The sequence below is a fragment of the Streptomyces sp. NBC_00252 genome, from assembly GCF_036187565.1.
GTDB lineage: Bacteria > Actinomycetota > Actinomycetes > Streptomycetales > Streptomycetaceae > Streptomyces.
Genome location: NZ_CP108087.1, coordinates 9,486,052 through 9,504,849, shown reverse-complemented (window position 1 = coordinate 9,504,849; position 18,798 = coordinate 9,486,052). Strand labels below are relative to the sequence as shown.

Annotated in this window: 14 protein-coding genes; 9 read left to right on the top strand and 5 right to left on the bottom strand. The window is 70.9% G+C overall.

Translation table 11 applies throughout. The features are described 5' to 3' along the window. Positions 1–125 precede the first annotated feature (125 nt). The 3 genes from OHT77_RS42375 (at position 126) to OHT77_RS42365 (ending at position 2,976) form a co-directional block, all read left to right on the top strand. Positions 126–746, top strand: coding sequence for an L-threonylcarbamoyladenylate synthase (locus OHT77_RS42375; RefSeq protein ID WP_328833694.1), 621 nt, complete (start codon positions 126–128; stop codon positions 744–746). A 123-nt stretch (positions 747–869) separates the two neighbouring features. Further along, a complete protein-coding gene (locus OHT77_RS42370) occupies positions 870–1,625 on the top strand; it encodes a dienelactone hydrolase family protein (RefSeq protein ID WP_328833693.1) in 756 nt (251 codons plus the stop codon). A 163-nt stretch (positions 1,626–1,788) separates the two neighbouring features. Next, complete coding sequence (locus tag OHT77_RS42365) at positions 1,789–2,976, top strand: glycoside hydrolase family 64 protein (RefSeq protein ID WP_328833692.1); 1,188 nt, start codon at positions 1,789–1,791, stop codon at positions 2,974–2,976. Between the two features lie 59 nt (positions 2,977–3,035). On the opposite strand, the gene OHT77_RS42360 is transcribed toward OHT77_RS42365, so the two are convergent. Further along, on the bottom strand, positions 3,036–5,432 hold the full coding sequence (locus OHT77_RS42360) for a M4 family metallopeptidase (RefSeq protein ID WP_443048183.1): 2,397 nt from the start codon (positions 5,430–5,432) through the stop codon (positions 3,036–3,038). 474 nt (positions 5,433–5,906) lie between these two features. After that, positions 5,907–7,217, bottom strand: a complete 1,311-nt coding sequence (locus OHT77_RS42355; protein ID WP_328833691.1) for a DUF1254 domain-containing protein — start codon at positions 7,215–7,217, stop codon at positions 5,907–5,909. A gap of 316 nt (positions 7,218–7,533) precedes the next feature. On the opposite strand from OHT77_RS42355, the gene OHT77_RS42350 reads away from it, so the two are divergent. Continuing rightward, positions 7,534–7,716 carry an antitoxin gene (locus OHT77_RS42350; RefSeq protein ID WP_266775130.1) on the top strand — a complete coding sequence of 61 codons (183 nt, stop codon included), beginning with the start codon at positions 7,534–7,536 and terminating at the stop codon, positions 7,714–7,716. Between the two features lie 154 nt (positions 7,717–7,870). Further along, a complete protein-coding gene (locus OHT77_RS42345) occupies positions 7,871–8,827 on the top strand; it encodes an MHYT domain-containing protein (protein WP_328833690.1) in 957 nt (318 codons plus the stop codon). A gap of 71 nt (positions 8,828–8,898) precedes the next feature. Here the strand turns inward: OHT77_RS42345 and OHT77_RS42340 are convergent, their stop codons facing one another. Next, positions 8,899–11,187: a zinc-dependent metalloprotease gene (locus OHT77_RS42340; RefSeq protein WP_328833689.1), complete on the bottom strand. Its 2,289-nt coding sequence runs from the start codon at positions 11,185–11,187 to the stop codon at positions 8,899–8,901. An 88-nt stretch (positions 11,188–11,275) separates the two neighbouring features. Here OHT77_RS42340 and OHT77_RS42335 point away from each other — a divergent pair, with 88 nt between their 5' ends. Together OHT77_RS42335 and OHT77_RS42330 are read left to right on the top strand one after the other, a co-directional pair. Further along, positions 11,276–12,781, top strand: coding sequence for a metallophosphoesterase family protein (locus OHT77_RS42335; protein WP_328833688.1), 1,506 nt, complete (start codon positions 11,276–11,278; stop codon positions 12,779–12,781). A 67-nt stretch (positions 12,782–12,848) separates the two neighbouring features. Next, on the top strand, positions 12,849–13,877 hold the full coding sequence (locus OHT77_RS42330) for an LLM class flavin-dependent oxidoreductase (protein WP_328833687.1): 1,029 nt from the start codon (positions 12,849–12,851) through the stop codon (positions 13,875–13,877). 7 nt (positions 13,878–13,884) lie between these two features. On the opposite strand, the gene OHT77_RS42325 is transcribed toward OHT77_RS42330, so the two are convergent. Next, a complete protein-coding gene (locus tag OHT77_RS42325; RefSeq protein ID WP_328833686.1) occupies positions 13,885–14,859 on the bottom strand; it encodes a TauD/TfdA dioxygenase family protein in 975 nt (324 codons plus the stop codon). 176 nt (positions 14,860–15,035) lie between these two features. Here OHT77_RS42325 and OHT77_RS42320 point away from each other — a divergent pair, with 176 nt between their 5' ends. Next, the gene (locus OHT77_RS42320; protein ID WP_328833685.1) at positions 15,036–15,866 is read left to right on the top strand and encodes an aldo/keto reductase; all 831 of its coding nucleotides are present in this window, start codon (positions 15,036–15,038) and stop codon (positions 15,864–15,866) included. Between the two features lie 135 nt (positions 15,867–16,001). Continuing rightward, positions 16,002–16,436, top strand: a complete 435-nt coding sequence (locus OHT77_RS42315; protein ID WP_328833684.1) for a cupin domain-containing protein — start codon at positions 16,002–16,004, stop codon at positions 16,434–16,436. 25 nt (positions 16,437–16,461) lie between these two features. Here the strand turns inward: OHT77_RS42315 and OHT77_RS42310 are convergent, their stop codons facing one another. Continuing rightward, on the bottom strand, positions 16,462–18,798 hold the full coding sequence (locus OHT77_RS42310; RefSeq protein ID WP_328833683.1) for an ATP-binding SpoIIE family protein phosphatase: 2,337 nt from the start codon (positions 18,796–18,798) through the stop codon (positions 16,462–16,464).

The window sequence follows — 18,798 nt, the reverse complement described above, 5'->3', positions numbered from 1 at the left end:
CCTGCCCGGGTTTCGGGGGGAGAGACCCGGGCGCACTCGTCGACTTCCCCCGTTTTCCCGGGCTACACATCGACCGGCGGAGGGCCCGCGCGGCGACCCGCGCGGGCACGGCATAAGCTCGGCGGGTGGCCAAGTACTTCGACGTGCACCCGGACAATCCGCAGCCCCGCACCATCTCCCAGGTCGCGGACAGTGTCCGCTCGGGTGCGCTGATCGCGTATCCGACCGACTCCTGCTACGCGCTGGGCTGTCAGCTGGGCAACCGAGACGGCATGGAGCGGATCAAGACGATCCGGCACCTGAACGACCGGCACCACTTCACGCTGGTGTGCCAGAACTTCGCCCAGCTGGGCCAGTTCGTGCACATCGACAACGACGTGTTCCGCGCCATCAAGGCCTCCACGCCCGGCAGTTACACCTTCATCCTGCCGGCGACGAAGGAGGTGCCGCGCCAGCTGCTGAACGCCAGGAAGAAGACCGTGGGCGTACGCATCCCCGACCACGTCGTCACCCAGGCCCTGCTGGCCGAGCTGGGCGAGCCGCTGCTGTCCAGCACCCTCCTGCTGCCCGACGAGGAGGAGCCGATGACCCAGGGCTGGGAGATCAAGGACCGGCTCGACCACGTGGTGGACGCGGTGGTCGACTCCGGGGACTGCGGCACGGAACCGACGACCGTCATCGACTTCTCGAACGGCGAGGCCGAGATCGTCCGCAAGGGCGCGGGCGACGTCTCCCGCTTCGAGTGACCCCGGTTCCGCTTCGAGCGACCCCGGCGGAGGGGCCGTAGGCAGGCGTGCCACGATGATCGCGACACGCCGCGCCGGGCCGGCAGGTGGCCCGGCGACCATCCGCAGGGAGGCACCCCCGCCATGACCGCCGTACAGGGCACAGCCGTGGACATCCCCACCGAGGACGGCATCGCCGACGCCTATCTGGTTCACCCCGGCGACGAACGTCCCCGTCCGGCCGTGCTGCTCTACCAGGACGCCTTCGGGCTCCGCCCCCACCTGAAGTCGATGGCCGACCGGCTGGCCGAGGCCGGTTACACGGTCCTCGTGCCGAACGTGTTCTACCGGAACGGCCGTGCTCCGGTGGTCGAGCTGCCCGAGTTCATCGACCCGCACGAGCGCCCGGAGATCTTCGAGAAGGTCGGCCCGCTGCTCATGGGCCTGACGTCCGACCTCGTCGAGCGGGACGCCGGCGCCTATCTGCGCTGGCTGGCCGAGTCGCCGCTGGTCGCGGACGGGCCGGTCGCGATCACCGGCTACTGCCTGGGCGCCCGGCTGGCGCTGTACACGGCGGGCGCCTACCCGGACCGGGTCGCGGCCGCCGCCGGTTTCCACGGCGGACGCCTGGCCACCGACGACCCGACCAGCCCGCACCTCGCCGCCGAACACATCACCGCCGAGCTGTACTTCGGCCACGCCGACCAGGACCCCTCGCTGCCCGAGGACCAGATCAAGCGGTTCGAGGACGCGCTGACCGCGGCCGGTGTCCGGCACCGCTGCGAGGTCTACCCGGGCGCGCAGCACGGCTACACGCAGGCCGACACCTCGTCGTACAACGCGGAGGCCGACGAGAAGCACTGGGTCGCACTGCTGGACCTGCTGGACCGCACCTTCTGAGCGACGGACCGCTTTCACTGATTCAACCCAGGTGCCCACGACGCGAGTTGTCGTGGGCACCTTTCGTTCAACTCATTGACATGCCCGCGCCTCGGCGCGACTCTGAGAGCGCTCTCACAGAGGTACGGACCAATTTCGTACACCCCCCACACGGAGGTGAGTAGTGCTCGCCAGACTCATGCGTCGACTGGGTGCCGCGACCGCGGTGGCCACGATGATCGCGCTGGCCACGCCCTTGACGGCGGACGCCGCGGTGCCCGCCACGATCCCGCTGAAGATCACCAACAACTCGGGCCGCGGCGACGCGGTCTACATCTACGACCTGGGCACCAACCTGGCCACCGGCCAACAGGGGTGGGCCGACGCGAACGGCACCTTCCACGCCTGGCCGGCGGGTGGCAACCCGCCCACCCCGGCGCCGGACGCGTCGATCCCCGGCCCGGCGGCCGGTCAGACCAGCACCATCCGGATCCCCAAGTTCTCGGGCCGCATCTACTTCTCGTACGGCCAGAAGCTGGTGTTCAAGCTGACGACCGGCGGTCTGGTGCAGCCGGCCGTGCAGAACCCGACCGACCCGAACCGCAACATCCTCTTCAACTGGTCCGAGTACACGCTGAACGACTCCGGCCTGTGGATCAACAGCACCCAGGTGGACATGTTCTCGGCGCCGTACGCGGTCGGGGTGCAGCGGTCCGACGGGTCCACGGCCAGCACCGGGCACCTCAAGGCGGGCGGCTACACCGGCTTCTTCAACGCGCTGCGCGGACAGCCGGGCGGCTGGGCCAACCTGATCCAGACCCGGTCCGACGGAACGGTTCTGCGAGCGCTCTCACCGAGCTACGGAATCGAGACCGGCGCCCTGCCGAGCACGGTGATGGACGACTACATCAACCGCGTCTGGACGAAGTACTCGTCGTCGACCCTGACCGTGACGCCGTTCGCCAACCAGCCGAACACCAAGTACTTCGGCCGGGTGTCGGGCAACGTCATGAACTTCACCAACAGCTCCGGCGCGGTGGTCACCACCTTCCAGAAGCCGGACGCGGCCAGCATCTTCGGCTGCTACAAGTACCTCGACGCCCCCAACGACCTTGTGCGCGGCCCGATTTCGCGCACGCTGTGCGCGGGCTTCAACCGGTCCACGCTGCTGGTCAACCCCAACCAGCCGGACACCTCGACGGCGAACTTCTACCAGGACGTGGTGACCAACCACTACGCCCGCAAGATCCACGCGCAGATGGCCGACGGCAAGGCGTACGCGTTCGCGTTCGACGACGTCGGCAACCAGGAGTCCCTGGTGAACGACGGCAACCCGCAGCAGGCCTATCTGACCCTGGACCCGCTGAGCTGAGAGACCGGAACACCCCGCACGCCTGGGGGCGCGTGCGGGGTGCCGGACTCACGGACGGGTCAGCTGGTCGTCAGTGCCGTGTCGTCGACGACGAAGCTGGTCTGCAGCGAGGAGTCCTCGACACCGCTGAACTTCAGCGCCACGGTGGTACCGGCGAAGGAGGACAGGTCGAAGGTCTTCTGCGTGTAGCCGGTCGCCTTGTTGAGGTTGGAGTAGGTGGCCAGGGTGGTCGATCCGGCGGTGACCGTCAGCTTGTCGTAGGCCGTGCTGGTGGTCGTCTCCGCCGTGTCGATGTGGAGATAGAAGGTGAGCGTCGCCTTGCAGCCGCTCGGCACCGCCACCGACTGGGACAGGGTGTCGGTGTGGGTCGAGCCGTAGCCGTCCAGCCAGGCGAAGTACGAGCCCGCGTGGGACGTCTGACCGGTCTCGTTGGTGATGACACCGCTGCTCGCGGTCCAGGTCGTGTTGCCCGACTCGAAGCCCGCGTTGCCCAGCAGCTGGGTCGAGGTGCAGGTGCCTCCCCCGCCGCCGGTGCTCACGGTCCAGGTGAAGGCCGCGGTGCCGATCGCTCCGGTGCTGTCGGTGACGGTCACGGTGGAGCTGTAGGTGCCCGCGGTCGTCGGGGTGCCGGTGATGGCGCCCGTGGAGCTGCTGATGGACAGGCCGGTCGGCAGGCCGGTCGCGGCGTACGTCAGCGAGCCGCTGTTGGTGGAGCTGGCCGAGACCTGGAGGCTCACCGCCGTACCGACGGTCGAGGACTGGCTGCCCGGGTTGGTGACCGTGACCCCGCTGGTGGGCACGGTGATGTGGCTGCCGACGTTGATGCCCGCGAAGGCGTTGCCGACTCCCGCGTACTGGGCGGAACTCGTGCCGTACAGCGCGGCTGCCGCGTTGAGGGCGGCGGTGCGGGCGGAGGCGTAGTTGGTGCTGGACGTCATGTACGTCGTCAGCGCCTTGTACCAGATCTGCAGGGCCGCGGCCCGGCCGATGCCCGCGACGGCGACACCGTCGGAGGTGGTGCTGGTGTAGGTGGTGCCGTTGATGACCTTGGTGCCGCTGCCCTCGGAGAGCAGGTAGAACATGTGGTTCGCCGGGCCCGAGGAGTAGTGGACGTCGAGGTTGCCGACGCCGGAGTACCAACTGTCCGCGGAGCCGCCGTCCTTGCTCGGCTTGTCCATGTAACGCAGGGGCGTGCCGTCGCCGTTGATGTTGATCTTCTCGCCGATGAGGTAGTCACCGACGTCGCTGCTGTTGTTGGCGTAGAACTCGACGCCGGTGCCGAAGATGTCGGAGGTCGCCTCGTTCAACCCGCCTGATTCACCGGTGTAGTTGAGCCCCGCGGTGTTGGAGGTGACGCCGTGGCTCATCTCGTGCCCGGCGACGTCCAGCGAGGTCAGCGCGTGGGTGCTGCCGCTGCCGTCGCCGTACGTCATGCAGAAGCAGCTGTCGTCCCAGAAGGCGTTGACGTACGCCGTGCTGTAGTGGACGCGCGAGTACGCGGCGACGCCGTTGTTCTTGATGCCGCTGCGGCCGAACGTGTTCTTGTAGAAGTCCCAGGTCTCCTGGGCGCCGTAGGCCGCGTCGGCGCCCGCGGTCTGCGTGTTGGAGCCCGCGCCCGTGCCCCACACGTCGTCGGCGTCGGTCATCAGGGTGCCGGTGCCCGACGTGGCGTTGTTGAGGCTGTACGTCTTGTGGCCGCCGCGCGTGGTGTCGTACAGCTGGTACGTCGAACCGGACAGCGTGGTGCTCAGCGACACCGTGCCGCTGTACTGGGTGTTGCCGGTGCCGGTCTGGATCCCCTGGAAGCGGGAGAGTTCCTTGCCGGTGGTGGCGTCGGTGATGACGTGCAGCTGACTCGGCGTCCCGTCGTCCTGGAACCCGCCGACGACGGTCTCCCAGGCGAGCTTCGGAGTCCCGTCGCCGGCCCAGATCACCTTCCGGGCGCTGTCGGTGCTCGGCGCCTTGGCGTCGAGGGACTTCGCGGTGGTCAGGGCCTTGGTCTCGGCCGCCGACCTGGTGAAGGCCGGGGTGGTCGAGGGGACCGTGAGGGTGTGCTTGTTGTTGAAGGTGGCGCTCACGGTGCCGGTCGCCTCGGCGGCCGGCGGGGTGTGCACGACGAGGTCGCCGCCCAGGACGGGGAGACCGTCGTAGGTGCGCTCGTAGCGGGTGTGGACGGTGCCGTCGTTGTCCTTGACGACGTCCTTGACGACCAGCTTCTCCTTGGCGCCGAGGCCGAGGGTGCGCGCGGTCGCCGTGCTGTTCTGCGTGGCGCTCTTCACCAGGGCGGAGCGCTGGGCCGGGGTGAGCTTCGCCTCCAGGCTGCCGGTGAGCAGCGGACTCGGGTGGGGGGACGCGGGCTGCGCGGTCGCGGGCACCGACTGGATGCCTACGGCGAGGAAAGCGGCGGTGGAGACCAGGGCTCCGAGCGCCATCCGCTTGCGGGGAATGCGTCTCACTCGTACTCCTCCTGCGACGGCCGCGGACGCGGCCGGTGACAGACCGGACAGCCGGGTCTGCTGTCCGGGAAGAGCTGAGCTGTGCGGGACCGACCGAACCTTGACCGATCCGTGAAGGATCCGTGGGGGTGGTGCGTGGAGAATGGCAGCCTTGACCCGTCCATGTCACGCAGTCACGGGCACTCAAGGGTTTTCCCTCTGTCCGGCTGTCCGGGGATGTCCCGCGCGGGCCGGAATTCCTCGGCGGGGGCGGGCGATCGGTTCGACCGTGCGAACTGCGGGTGGAGCGCGGCCTGTTGAGGCGTGCCGAACTCCCCGACGTCAGCGGGGAGTTCGGCCGCTACTCCGGCAGACCGCGATACGGCCCACTTCTCCGATGGGGCCGCGCGCAGCGATGCTCCAGGCGCGGCAGGCCGGTTCGACGCTTCGGCCGGGTTCTCGGGGCGTTCCTACTGGATTACGACGGCGTCCGCCTCAGCCGCTCACGGCGAGTTCGGGCATCGACCAGGAGCCGTCGAGGACGGAGGCGTCGGGGCCGTAGACGCGGATGGCGATGGTGAAGGGGCCGTCGGGGGCGGGCAGCCAGTTCGCGGCCCGGGCCGGGTCGGTGGGGCGGTCCTTCTGGACGTACAGGGTGAGGCCGCCGTCCGGGTCGTAGGCGAGGCCCGGGGTGCGGTCGCCGATCGAGTAGCGGTCGGCGGGGTTGTCGACGAGGAGTCGCTCCGGCAGCCGGTACATGGTGGCGGACCAGAAGAAGCGGGCGGGCGGCAGCTGACCTGCGGCGAAGTGGACGGTGTAGTTGCGGCGGCCGGCGTCGGGCGGGCGGTTGCCCTGGTCGTCGGCGGCCCAGCCCGTGTACCAGGCCTCGGCGGCGGGCAGGCCGTAGAGCCCCTTGGCCACGCCGACCGCGCGGGTCAGGTACTCGTCGCCGTGCTCGGCGCGCGTGCCGAACCAGTGCCGGGAGTCGGCCGCGTCCTTCTTCGCGTCCTCCAGCGTGGCCCGGGCGTCGGCGATGCCCTGCTCAACCGCCTTACGGACAGGGGGAGTCAGGGCCGCCGGTTCGAACTCCCCGTGGCCGGTGACGCCGAGGGCGGCCAGCCGGTCGCGCAGTCCGCGCTCGCTGTCGAGCACCGGGAAGAACTGGAGCAGGAAGTCCAGCAGGGTGAAGAACTCGACGCTGTCCAGGTCCTCCTCGCGCCAGACCGGCCACACCGGTTCCTCGACCGGGTGCGGGGCGGGGGCGTCGAGGTACCGCGAAAGGGGCCGCAGCAGGTACCGCTCCTGGATCGCGCGCAGGGCGTCGACGTCGTCAGGGCCCGCCAGATAGGTGCGGCCCAGGACGCCCACGAGGAAGGTGTCGGCCCGCAGCACACCGGCGATGCCGTCCGGAACGGTCCCGCGCCAGCCCGGCCCGACGAGGAGGTGGTCGCCCGCGTCCTGGCCGGTGGTCCGGGCGCCGACGTAGCCGACGTACGAGGTGTCGAGGTCGTGGAAGGGCAGCACGTAGTACCGGTCGACCGCCGGCACCGACACCACCCACGGCTCGGCCCGCAGATCGAGCCACGCCCAGGAGTAAGGGGTGTCGTTGTTCGGCGTCACCACGTCCGTGTTGGCCGGGGTGAAGGGACGTGAATAGTGCCGGAACCGGCCGAACCCGCCCACGTACCGCGGATCGTCGGCGTCCACGGCCTGCGGATACAACGTGCGGTAGTTCTCCAGGAGCGCGAACCCCCAGATCCATCCCTCAGCCGCGGTGCGCCGCGCCTCGTCCGCTGTCGGCTCCATGGGATGCCACCTCTCTACGGCCCACTCCGGCCCTCTGCGGCGCCCTGCGGCTCTCTCCCGCCGAGCCGTCCCGGACGCCGTGAGCGGCCAAGCATCGGAAACGGGCAGACCGAACAAAATTCGCACGGGCCGCTCCGCTTCGCATCCGGGCCACCAGCAGAGCGGCACCGCTCCCCCTGCGCTCCGCGTCCGCCGAGGGGTCCGCCCCGGCATCCCCGTCTTCCGTCCGCCCGGCCCCGGAAAATCACCCGAAATGCGGCATGCGCGAAGCCGGGAGATGCTGGGAGGGCCAACGCACGTCCGAAGGAGGACAGCCATGTCGTTCATGGACAAGGTCAAGGGAATGCTGGGACAGCACCCCGACCAGGCCAAGCAGGGTGTCGACCGGGCGGGAGACATGATCGACGATCGCACGGGCGGCAAGCACGCCAAGCAGGTCGACATGGCGCAGGACAAGGCCAAGGGCTTCATCGACCGCGACAAGCCGCAACAGCCGTGACCGCTTCTGTCCCCGTATCACCCCCACTGCGCACCAAGTGCCGCCCCGAAAGCAGAGTGTTAATCGACTGCTGATGTGAAAGGGTTGCGCGCACGGGCCACGATCCATACATACTCCCCCCACAAGAAGCCAGAACTCTGGGGGGAGTTGGCTCATGCTCGGCACGATCGACGGGTTCCGCTACGGTGCGGTGACCCCGGTGGCGGCCTATCTCATGGCCTGCCTGGGTGGGGCTCTGGGGCTGCGCTGTGTGGTGCGGTCCCTGCACAACAGACAGTCCTGGAAGGCGGGTTGGCTCGCGCTCGGCGCGACGTCGATCGGCAGCGGCATCTGGACGATGCACTTCATCGCGATGATCGGCTTCCAGGTCGAGGAGACCAGGATCGGCTACGACGTCGGCCTCACGGTGCTGAGTCTGGCCGTGGCGATCGTCGTGGTCGGCATCGGCGTGTTCGCCGTGGGCTACCGCGGCGCCACCGTCGGCACCCTCTCCATGGCGGGGATCGTCACCGGCCTCGGGGTCGCCGCGATGCACTATCTCGGCATGGCCGCCCTGAAGCTGAACGGCGACATCGAGTACCGGACGTCCACGGTCGCCATCTCCGTCCTCATCGCGATCGTCGCAGCGACGGCGGCCCTGTGGGCGGCCGTCTCCATCCGGGGCTTCCTGCCGAGCCTGGGCGCCAGCCTGGTGATGGGCGTGGCGGTGTCCGGGATGCACTACACGGGCATGGCCGCCGTGAGCGTCCATCTGCACGCCGCCGGCGGTTCATGGTCCGGCGACTCGGCCAACTCGATCCTGCTTCCGATGCTGTTGGGGCCGGTCGTCTTCCTGCTGCTGGCCGGGGTCGTCGTGATGTTCGACCCGCTACTGGTGATGGGCGAGGGCGACTGGGACCGCTCCTTCGCCCGCCACCCCGTCACCCCGGACGCCGACGGCAGACAGTCCGCCGCACACCCGGACTCCCTCTTCGACACCCCGGACCACTCGGGCCGCCACGAGACCCCGCCCGCCTCACCGGGCGGCCATCGCGCCCGGAAGCGGAACACCCGCACGAGCCCCGCCGCCTCGTCACCGTACGGCACCCCGCAACGCCCGAGCGAGTGGTGACCAACACCGGCCGCCGTCAGGCGACTTGAGCAGCCCAGCACCCCTGGGCGCCACGTCGCGCTACGGCGCCCTCAGTTGGGCGCGCCGGGCGGCACCCTCGGCAGCGGGTCGACGCGCACCGACCCTGGGTCGGCGAGGAACGCGCGGATCAACTCCCCCGCCTCCCCTGCCTGTTCGTCGCCCTGGCAGCGGAGTTCCGTGCCGAGCCGGCGCACGGCGCCGCGCAGCGACATGCGGACCGGCGCGTGGAGTGCGGTGTCGTCGAGCAGGGTCAGCAGGTGGCTCAGGAGGGTCCAGTCAGCCGCGTGCTGCACGGCCGCCCCGCCGGGCAGTTCGGCGGGTACCGGGTCGGTACGGCGCCAGGTGGCGGTGAGGAGCGCGTCGACGAGGTCGGTGACGCCGGGGGTCTCGGGGTCGGCGGCGTGCTGCCAGGCCACGCGGTTGAGCCGGGCCAGGTCCAGCAGGTGTTCCGTGACCAGTGCGGTCGCGACCCGTACGGCCTCGAAGGGGTCGAAGATCCGCCCGGCGCCCGTGTCGAGGTACTGCTCCGTCCGGCCGTAGCGGATCGCGGGCGGGGTGAGGGCGTCCAACACCGTTCGGGGCAGGGCGAGTTGCTCGGCCCGCAGTAGTTGGGCGAGACGGTTCAGTGCCGTGTGCTGGATGGCCGCGTCGACCGGCCGCGCGCCCTGGCCGTCCTCGCCCGCAAGGCCGTACGCGTAGCGCACGCCGCCCACCAGCCGGGCCACGGCGGTCACCTCGTGGCGGTGCAGGAGGTGCAACAGGACGGCGCGTTCCTCGAGTTCGCCGGTCTGCCGGTCGGGCGGCAGCACCCCTCGGGAGAAGCCGTCCAGGGCGATACGACGGACCCGCAGCATCGTCTCCAGCGCCTGGAGGGCGTCCGCCCCGGTCACCCAGGTCACGGCGTCGGCGTGCGCCGCGTCGGGGCCCTGGGCGTCCTCGTCGGAGAGGTAGATCAGGCCCGACTCGGCTGCCTGGCGGCGCAGTTCGGCGAGCGCGCGCTCCTCGTCGCCCGCGTCGAAGCGGCCGTAGGCGTGCGCGACCAGGAAGTGGTCCCACGGCCCGAGTCCCGTGCCGTACGCGGCGGTCAGGTCGAGGCCGCCCTCCTCGGTGACGCGGATCCGGGCGTGCGGGTAGTCCATGACGGACGGCTCGGGGTGTCCCGTACTGGCGAAGTTGTGCATGAAGCCGAGCGCGTGCCCGATCTCGTGCGCGGCGAGCTGGCGCAGCCGGGCGAGCACCAACTCCTCGACTGCGGCGAGGCGTTCGGCCTCGTCCGGGCGGCCGTAGGGGGCGAGGAGGGATTCGCCGAGGGCGCGGACCTGTTCGGCGCGCTGGGAGCCGAGGCGTACCCGGGCGTGCAGGATCTCGCCGGTGCGCGGGTCGGTCAGGCCCTGGCCGAGGGACCAGCCGCGGCCCGCCCGGTGCACCCAGACCACGCCGTTGACGTCGGGGTCGTAGGGGTCGAAGCCGTCGCTGCCGGGCTCGACGCGGTAGGCGTCGGGGAGTCCGATGCCGGCGAAGGCGCGCTGCCACCAGTTGCCGCCCTCGACGACGGCCGAGCGGAAGGGTTCGGGGACGGCCGGGTCGATGTGGAAGACGATCGGGGCGCCGCCGGGTTCCGCGCGGAAGCGGGGCTGGAGCTTGACCTGGGTGCTCGCCCGCCCGACGAGGGCGTGGTCGGCGTAGCCGATGCCGTAGCCGCCCGAGGCGGGATGGTAGCGGCGGACGGGCAGCGGGGAGGCCGGGAGTCGCAGCAGGTTCAGCTGCTGGACGACGGTGACGGCGCGCGGGTCGCCCGCGACGGCCCGGACCGCAGGACCCCGGCCGGGGCCGCGGAAGGTGAGCAGCGCGGGCAGCCGGACGGAGTCGGGTCCGGTGCGGCTGTCGGCGACGAGCGGGAGACTCGCGGACGCGTCGATCGTGTAGTCGCCCTGATCACGGCTGTACAGATGCTCGGCGATCCCGTCGTGGTCGGCGAGGACGAGCCCGGTGACGTCGACGACGGCCGCGCCGTTCTCCTCGCGCAGCACGGGCCCGCTCCACACCACGGACAGCGCGAAGGACTCGTCCCCGGCGCGGACGGCGGCCGGGTCGCCGGAGGTCAGGAAGTGCTTGTTGCGGACGGCGAACAGCACACGGTCGCCGACCCGGCGGAACTGCGCGAGCGAGGTCCTGCCCGCCTTGCCCCGGTCCAGCCAGAGGTCGCTCGAACCCAGGCCCTGGGAGAGGGAGACGGTGAGAAGGAAGGGTTCGTCGAAGTGGCGGATGCCCAACAGCAGCCGGTCCGAACGGAGTTCGGGGTCGGGGACGAGATCGATGAAGTCGGCTTCGCCGGGCATGCGGGGGCCTTTCGGTTGAGCAACGTCGAGTTGATGTTGCCAGGCCCCTGCCGCTCGTACCGTGTCGGCTCGTTGTTACGGTGCACCGGTGTCTGAATCTTCACGCGATACCGCCGAAGGCGCGGGCTGGGGCACCGCGGAGCGCGGCGCGTACCAGCAGCTCATGCCGTCCCACGTCGCGAAGGTGTCGTGGCTGAATCCGAGGACCTTGTGGGCCGCGCGCAACGGTGTGCTGGCGTCCTGGTTCGGTGACCCGACCGGCGACACCCGCGGCCGCTGGGTGGCACAGCGGGAGGCGGCCGGAGCGCCCGCCGACAAGGTGATCCGGCGCGACGATCCGGACACCTTCTCCTTCATGGTCATCGGTGACACGGGCGAGGGCGACGACCCCCAATACGCCGTCGTGCCGGGCTTTCTGAGGATCAGTCAGGGGACGGACTTCGCGGTCGTCGCCAGTGACGTGATCTATCCGGTGGGCACCGCGGACGACTACGAGGCGAAGTTCTTCCGCCCGTACCAGGCCTATCCGGCGCCGATCTACGCGATACCCGGCAACCACGACTGGTACGAGGGCCTCGGCGGTTTCATGCGCGTCTTCTGCGGCGACGCGCCCGCGCTTCCCCGGCCGAAGGCACCGCGCCCGCTGACCCGTGCCTGGTGGCGTGCGCTGCTGTGGCACCACCCGCGCCCGTCCGACGGCGAACACCTGGACAAGGCACGGCAGTTGCGCTCCTCGCCGGACCAACAGGCCGTGCAGCCGGGCCCGTACTGGGCGATCGACGCGGGTCCGGTGCGCATCATCGGCATCGACACCGGACTGCTGGGCACGATCGACGCCGAACAGGGCGCCTGGCTGCGCGAGGTGGCGCAGGGGCCGACGCCGAAGATCCTCATCACCGGTTCGCCGCTGTACGTAGACGGCGAGCACCACCCGTGCGCGATCGAGGGCGGCGGCACGGTCGACGACATCGTCAGCGACCCGGCCCACCACTTCGTCGCCGCGATAGGCGGCGACATCCACAACTACCAGCGCTATCCGGTGCGGTTGGCGGACGGCCGCACCCTCCAGTACGTGGTCTCGGGCGGCGGCGGCGCGTTCATGCACGCGACGCACACCGTGCCGCGCGTCGACATCGCGAACGTCACCGAGCAGGACTTCCGCTGCTACCCGCTGCGCGGCGACTCCCTCGCCTTCTACAGCAGGCTCTACGGCCGCCGCCTGCACCTGCGCCGCTTCTTCACCCTCACCGAGGCCGAGGCGTCGGCCGTGATCTGCGAACGCCTCGGCATCCCGCCGACCCGCACCCCGGGCCCGCCCGTCCGCGTCACCCGACGCATCCGCCTGGTCGCGAGCCTGCTGGGCGCCGGAAGCCGTCCCGACCGGCGCGCGCGGTTCCGCCTCCCGGTGCGCAAGATCTACACGCAGCTCTTCTCGCCCAGCTCGGTGACGTACAGCCCGCCGTTCTTCAAGTGCTTCCTGCGCCTGGACGTCACCCCTGAGGCGATCCGGCTGCGCTGTTTCGCGGCCACCGGCAACCGCGCCCAGGAGATCGACCCGCCGGTCGAGGACGAGATCACCATCCCGCTGAACTGATCACACGCCCGCAATGTTCACCTGCCACAATCGGGACAGAACTGACGTACGACCGCCGGAGGAGCCCGTGCCGCCCACCTCACGCCCGCTGCGGAAGCTGGGCTTCCTCACGATCGGCCTGTTCGACGAGGCCGATCCGCGCCGGGGCCACGAGTCGACGCTGGAGATCATCGAACTGGGCGAGCGGCTCGGCTTCGACAGCGCCTGGCTGCGCCACCGCCATCTCCAGTACGGCATCTCCTCCCCCGTCGCGGTCATGGCGGCGGCCTCCCAGCGCACCAGCCGCATCGAGCTGGGCACGGCGGTGATCCCGCTCGGCTGGGAGAACCCGCTGCGGCTCGCGGAGGACCTGGCGACCGTCGACATCCTGTCCGGGGGCCGCATCAACCCGGGTGTCAGCGTGGGCCCGCCGATGCACTTCGACCAGCTCAAGGAAGCGCTGTACCCCGACACGGCCGACGTCGAGGACTTCAGCTACGAGCGGGTGCGCCGCCTCCTCGACTTCGTGCGCGGCAAACCGGCCACGGACTTCAGCGGGGTCGAGGGCTTCGAGGTGTTCTCCGACCGGGTGCAGCCGCACTCCCCCGGCCTGGGCCGTCGCCTCTGGTACGGCGGCGGCAGCGCGGGCTCGGCGAAGTGGGCAGGCGAGCACGGCATGAACTTCCTGACGAGCAGCGTCGTCAAGGCCGAAGGGCCGGACGAGACACGGGACTTCGCCGAGATCCAGCTCTCGCACATCCGCACGTTCCGCGCCCACCACCCGGACGGCGAGGCCGCGCGCGTCTCGCAGGGTCTGGTGGTCATCCCGACCGACTCCGCGTCGCCCGAACAGCGCGCGAAGTACGAGGAGTTCGCCCGCAAGCGCACTCCCCGTACGACGTCACCGCAGGGCCCGGCCCGGCTGATGTTCGCGCCGGACATCGTCGGCACCTCGGCCGAGATCGCCGAACTCCTGCACGCGCACGCCGCGTTCAGGGAGATCGACGAGGTGGCGTTCGCGCTGCCGTTCACCTTCGAGCACGAGGACTATGTGCAGATCCTGACGGACATGGCGACGAAGCTGGGTCCGGCGCTCGGGTGGCGGGCGGCTGCCTGACCCCGGCTCACCAGCGGCCCGGCTCCGTACCGACGATCGGCTCCGACGGCTTGCCGTCGACGCCGACCGGTATGTCGCCGGTGAGCATCACCCGGTGCATGGTGCGCGGGAAGCCGAGGTGGGCGTTGTCGCTGGGGGCGAGGTGGATGGTGGCCCGGTTGTCCCAGAAGGCCACGCTGCCCGGCTCCCAGCGGAACCGCACCGTGTACTCGGGCCGGGTCGCCTGCGCGAGGAGCATCTCCAGGATCGCTGCGCTCTCCGCGCGGGAGACGCCGGTGATCTGCTCCAGGTAGTAACCGTTGACGAACAGCACCCGCTCCCCCGTCTCGGGGTGCACCCGGACCAGCGGATGCACCGAGGCGACCTGGTGATCCAGGAGGTGGCGGACGTAGGCGTCGTCGCCGGGGCGTGGCTGATAGCCGACGCCGAGCCGGTGCTCGGCGCGCAGTCCGTCGACGAACTCCCGTACCGGCTGCGAGAGTCCGGCGTACGCGGCGGCCAGGTTCGACCAGGTGGTGTCGCCGCCGTAGGGCGGGACGGTCTCGGCGCGGAGGATCGTCGCGGCGGGCGGGTCGACGCGGGCGCCGTGGTCGCAGTGCCAGCCGCGCAGCAGGGTGTGCCGGCGCCGCTCCAGCCACTCCTCGTGCTCCATGCCGAACCGGCCGCCCAACTCCAGCCGGTCGGCGGTCGTCTCGACCTCGGGGAAGCCGGCCGGTGACGCGCTGCCGCGCCGCCCGAGGACGACCGGTTCGCCGAAGCGGCGCGCGAACGCCACATGCCCGGTGTGGTCGAGGCGTTGCTCACGGAAGAACACGACCTTCCAGCGCAGCACCGCCGCCCGGATCGCGGCCACCACGGCGTCGTCGAGCTCGCCGGCCAGGTCGACACCGGTGATCTCGGCCCCGATGTGCCCGGCGGCGGGCTTCACCTCCATGCCGTCCACCCGCACCGCCTCGTCCGTCGTACCGCTGTCCGTCGTCATGCTCACTCCGTCGTCGTACGTGCCCGGCCGGTCGTCCGCACCGGGTCCTCCCCCGCGGGTCGTACCCAGGTCGTACGGGTTCCAAGGAAGATCGTGTCAGTGATCCCCGCGCGGGGGCGACAGGGGTTCCGGTCGCCCATACTGGGTGTACCGCACAGTCAAGGGAAGGTCCGACCGTGATCAGCACCCCGACGCACACGCTCAACGACGGTACGAAGATCCCCGCCATCGGCCTGGGCACCTGGCCGATGGACGACGCGACGGCCGAGGAGGCCGTCGACGGCGCGCTGCGCATGGGCTACCGCCTGGTGGACACGGCGACGAACTACCGCAACGAGACCGGCGTCGGCCGGGGCATCGCCCGCAGTGGGGTGCCGCGCGAGGAGGTCGTCGTGACGACGAAGCTCCCGGGCCGCCACCACGGCTACGAGGAGACCCTCGCGTCCTTCGAGGAGTCCCGGGCGCGGCTCGGCGTCGAGTACGTGGACCTGTATCTGATCCACTGGCCGCTCCCCCGCGTGGGCAAGTTCGTCGACTCCTGGAAGGCGATGATCAAGCTCCGCGAGGAGGGTCTCGCCCGGTCGATCGGCGTCTCGAACTTCACGCCCGGTCACATCGAGCAGCTGGAGAAGGAGACCGGTGTCCTGCCGTCGGTCAACCAGATCGAGCTGCACCCGCTGTTCCCGCAGGAGGAACTGCGCGCCTTCGACACCGAGAAGGGCGTTCTCACCGAGAGCTGGAGCCCGCTCGGGCGCGGTTCCGAGCTGCTGAATGACCCCGCCGTCCTGACGATCGCGGAGGCGTTCGGGGTGACGCCCGGCCAGGTGGTGCTGCGCTGGCACACCCAGCTCGGGGCCCTCCCGATCCCCAAGTCGGCGGACCCCGACCGGCAGCGCGCGAACCTCGACATCTTCGGCTTCGAGCTCGGCCCGGCCCAACTGGCCGCGATCTCCGACCACGCGCCGCAGCGGCTGGGCGGCGACCCGGAGACGCACGAGGAGTTCTGAGCGTCCCGAGCGTCCCGGCCGTTCGGAGCATCCGAGAACTCCGGGGGCGGAAGTCGGCGTTTCCGCCCCCAACTCGCCTTCCCTGCCTCTATGTTCACGGCGGATGTTCAGGTTCTCATCGGAAGGCTCTCGTTGATGCGCACCGCGTTCCGCACCGCCGTGACCGGGTCGGTGGCCGTCGCCGCCCTGCTGCTCGGAGGCACCGCCCAGGCGACCCCGGCGGGCCCCGGCGTCACCGCGACACTGATCGGTCAGACCACGATCGGCGACACCGACTACACCCTGCGCGAGATCACCATTCCGCCCGGCCAGTCCACCGGCTGGCACTACCACGACGGCCCCCTGTACGGCGTCGTCAAGCAGGGCACGCTCAGTCACTTCGACTCCAGCTGCGCCTCGGACGGCGTGTACCGCAAGGGCAGCCCCATCCAGGAACCGGCCGGTTCGGGCAACGTGCACATCGGGCGCAACCTGGGGAACACGCCGCTCGTCCTGGACGTGCTGTACGTCCTGCCGCACGGTGCGCCGTTCTCGGAGGACGCGCCGAACCCCGGCTGCCCCTTCGAGTAGGCGCCCCGGCGGGCGAGTCGACCGGTCAGTCCGGTGGCGGCAGGGGCTGTTCCGCCCAGATGGTCTTGCCGCCGCCGGTCTGCCGGCTGCCCCAGCGCTGGGTGAGCTGGGCGACGAGGAGGAGTCCGCGTCCGCCTTCGTCGTAGGCGTGGGCGCGGCGCAGGTGCGGCGAGGTGGAACTGGCGTCGGAGACCTCGCAGATGAGGGCGCGGTCGCGGATCAGGCGGAGCTGTATGGGCGGTTCGCCGTAGCGGATGGCGTTGGTGACGAGCTCGCTGACGACGAGTTCGGTGACGAAGGCCTCCTCGTCCAGTCCCCAGGCGGTGAGTTGTTCGGTGGCGGCCTGCCGGGCCCGGGCCACGTGCGCGGGGTCCGGTTCGATGTCCCAGGTCGCGACGCGGTCGGCGCCGAGGGCCCGGGTGCGCACCAGCAGGAGGGCCACGTCGTCGCTGGGCTCGGCCGGCATGACGGCCTTCAGCACCGCGTCGCAGAGCGCGTCCAGCGACTCCAGGGGCGTGAGCAGCGCGCGGCACAGCGCGTCGGTGGCGTGGTCGACGTCGCGCTCGCGGTCCTCGATGAGACCGTCCGTGTACAGGGCGACGGTGGCGCCCTCGGGCAGCTCCATCTCGACTGATTCGAAAGGGAGTCCGCCGACGCCGAGCGGTGGTCCGGCGGTGATGGGGACGAGGCTCGCGGTTCCGTCGGGCAGGACGACGGCGGGCGGCGGGTGTCCGGCGGCGGCCAAGGCGAGATGGCGCGAGACCGGGTCGTACACGGCGTAGAGGCAGGTGGCGCCGAGTTCGGCGACCTCGTCGGCGGTGTCGTCCGTCGCGAGGTGGGTGACCAAATCGTCGAGGTGGGTGAGGAGTTCGTCGGGCGGCAGGTCCACGTCGGCGAGGGTGCGGACGGCCGTACGGAGACGGCCCATGGTCGCCGAGGAGGCGATGCCGTGTCCGACGACGTCGCCGACGACCAGGCCGACCCGGCTGCCGGAGAGCGGGATCACGTCGAACCAGTCGCCGCCGATGCCCGCGAGGGACCCGGAGGGCAGATAGCGGTGGGCCACCTCGACGGCCGCCTGGCCGGGCAAGTCCCTTGGCAGCAGGCTGTGTTGGAGGGCGAGCGCGGTGGAGCGCTCGCGGGCGAAGCGGCGCGCGTTGTCGATGCAGACGGCGGCACGGCTGGCGAGTTCCTCGGCGAACAGGGCGTCGTCGTCGGCGTAGTCGTCCGGGTGGGCCATGCGGACGCCGACCGCGACGCCGAGGGTGGTGCCCCGCGCGCGCAGCGGCACCGCGAGCATCGAGTGGACGCCCTTGCGGTGCGAACGGCCTTCCGGGGAGCGGGCGTTGCGGTCGGCGACCCAGCGGACGAAGTCGGGTTCGCCCGCCTGGCTGCGCACCGCACGCCCCTCGCGCAGGGCACGCGCGGGCGGCGAGAACGGCGGGTAGAGATCCGCCCCGCCGAGCCGTACGGCAGCCTCCGGCGTGCCCTCGGTGCCGGAGCCGTGCGCGACGCGCCGCAGCACGACATCGCCGTCCAGGTCCTGCGGCGGTTCGTCCGCGCCGAGCACCCAGGGCAGCAGGTCCACGCTGGCGAAGTCGGCGTAGCGCGGCACCAGGAGTTCGACGAGTTCCTCGGCGGTGCGGACCACGTCGAGGGTCGTGCCGATGCCGGCGGCGGCCTCGTTCAGCAGGGCCAGCCGCTGCTGGGCGAGGTACTGCTCGGTGCTGTCAAACGCCGCGAGGCCGATCCCGGTCAGCTCGCCGGAGTCGCCCTTGAGGGGCCACATCTCGATGCTCCAGGAGTGCTCCCGGTTCAGCGCCGGGGCGCCCGCCCAGCTGTCGTAGCGGACCGGTCTGCCGGTCTCGGTGACCATGCGCAGGTTGTCCAGGAAGCTCCGGCTGTGCTCGGCGTCCTCGACGCTCTCGGGGAAGTACCGGCCGACGAGGGCGTCCTCGGGGACTCCCATCACACGGCAGGCGACGTCGTTGAGCCGGACGTAGCGCTGCTCGGTGTCGAAGACGGACAGGGACATCGACGCCTGCTGGAAGGCCTGCTCGGCGAGCGTGGGTGCGGCGGGGGGTTCGACGGTGAGGACGTAGCCGTCCGGTGTGCCGTCCGGGCCGAGGATCTCGCAGGCCCGGACGGTGAGCCGGAGCAGGGTGCCGTCCCGGTGCCGCAGGACCACGGACCCGGTCAGCGCGGCGACGGCCGTGGTGGCGGGAGGTTCGGCGAGGAGTGCCCCGACCGACCGGCCCACGGCCTCCTCGGCCGGGTATCCCGTCAGTGCCCGGGCGCCCTCGCTCCACCCCGTCACGATGCCTCGGGCACTGATGACCGCCGCGGCGGAGACCTGCTCCAT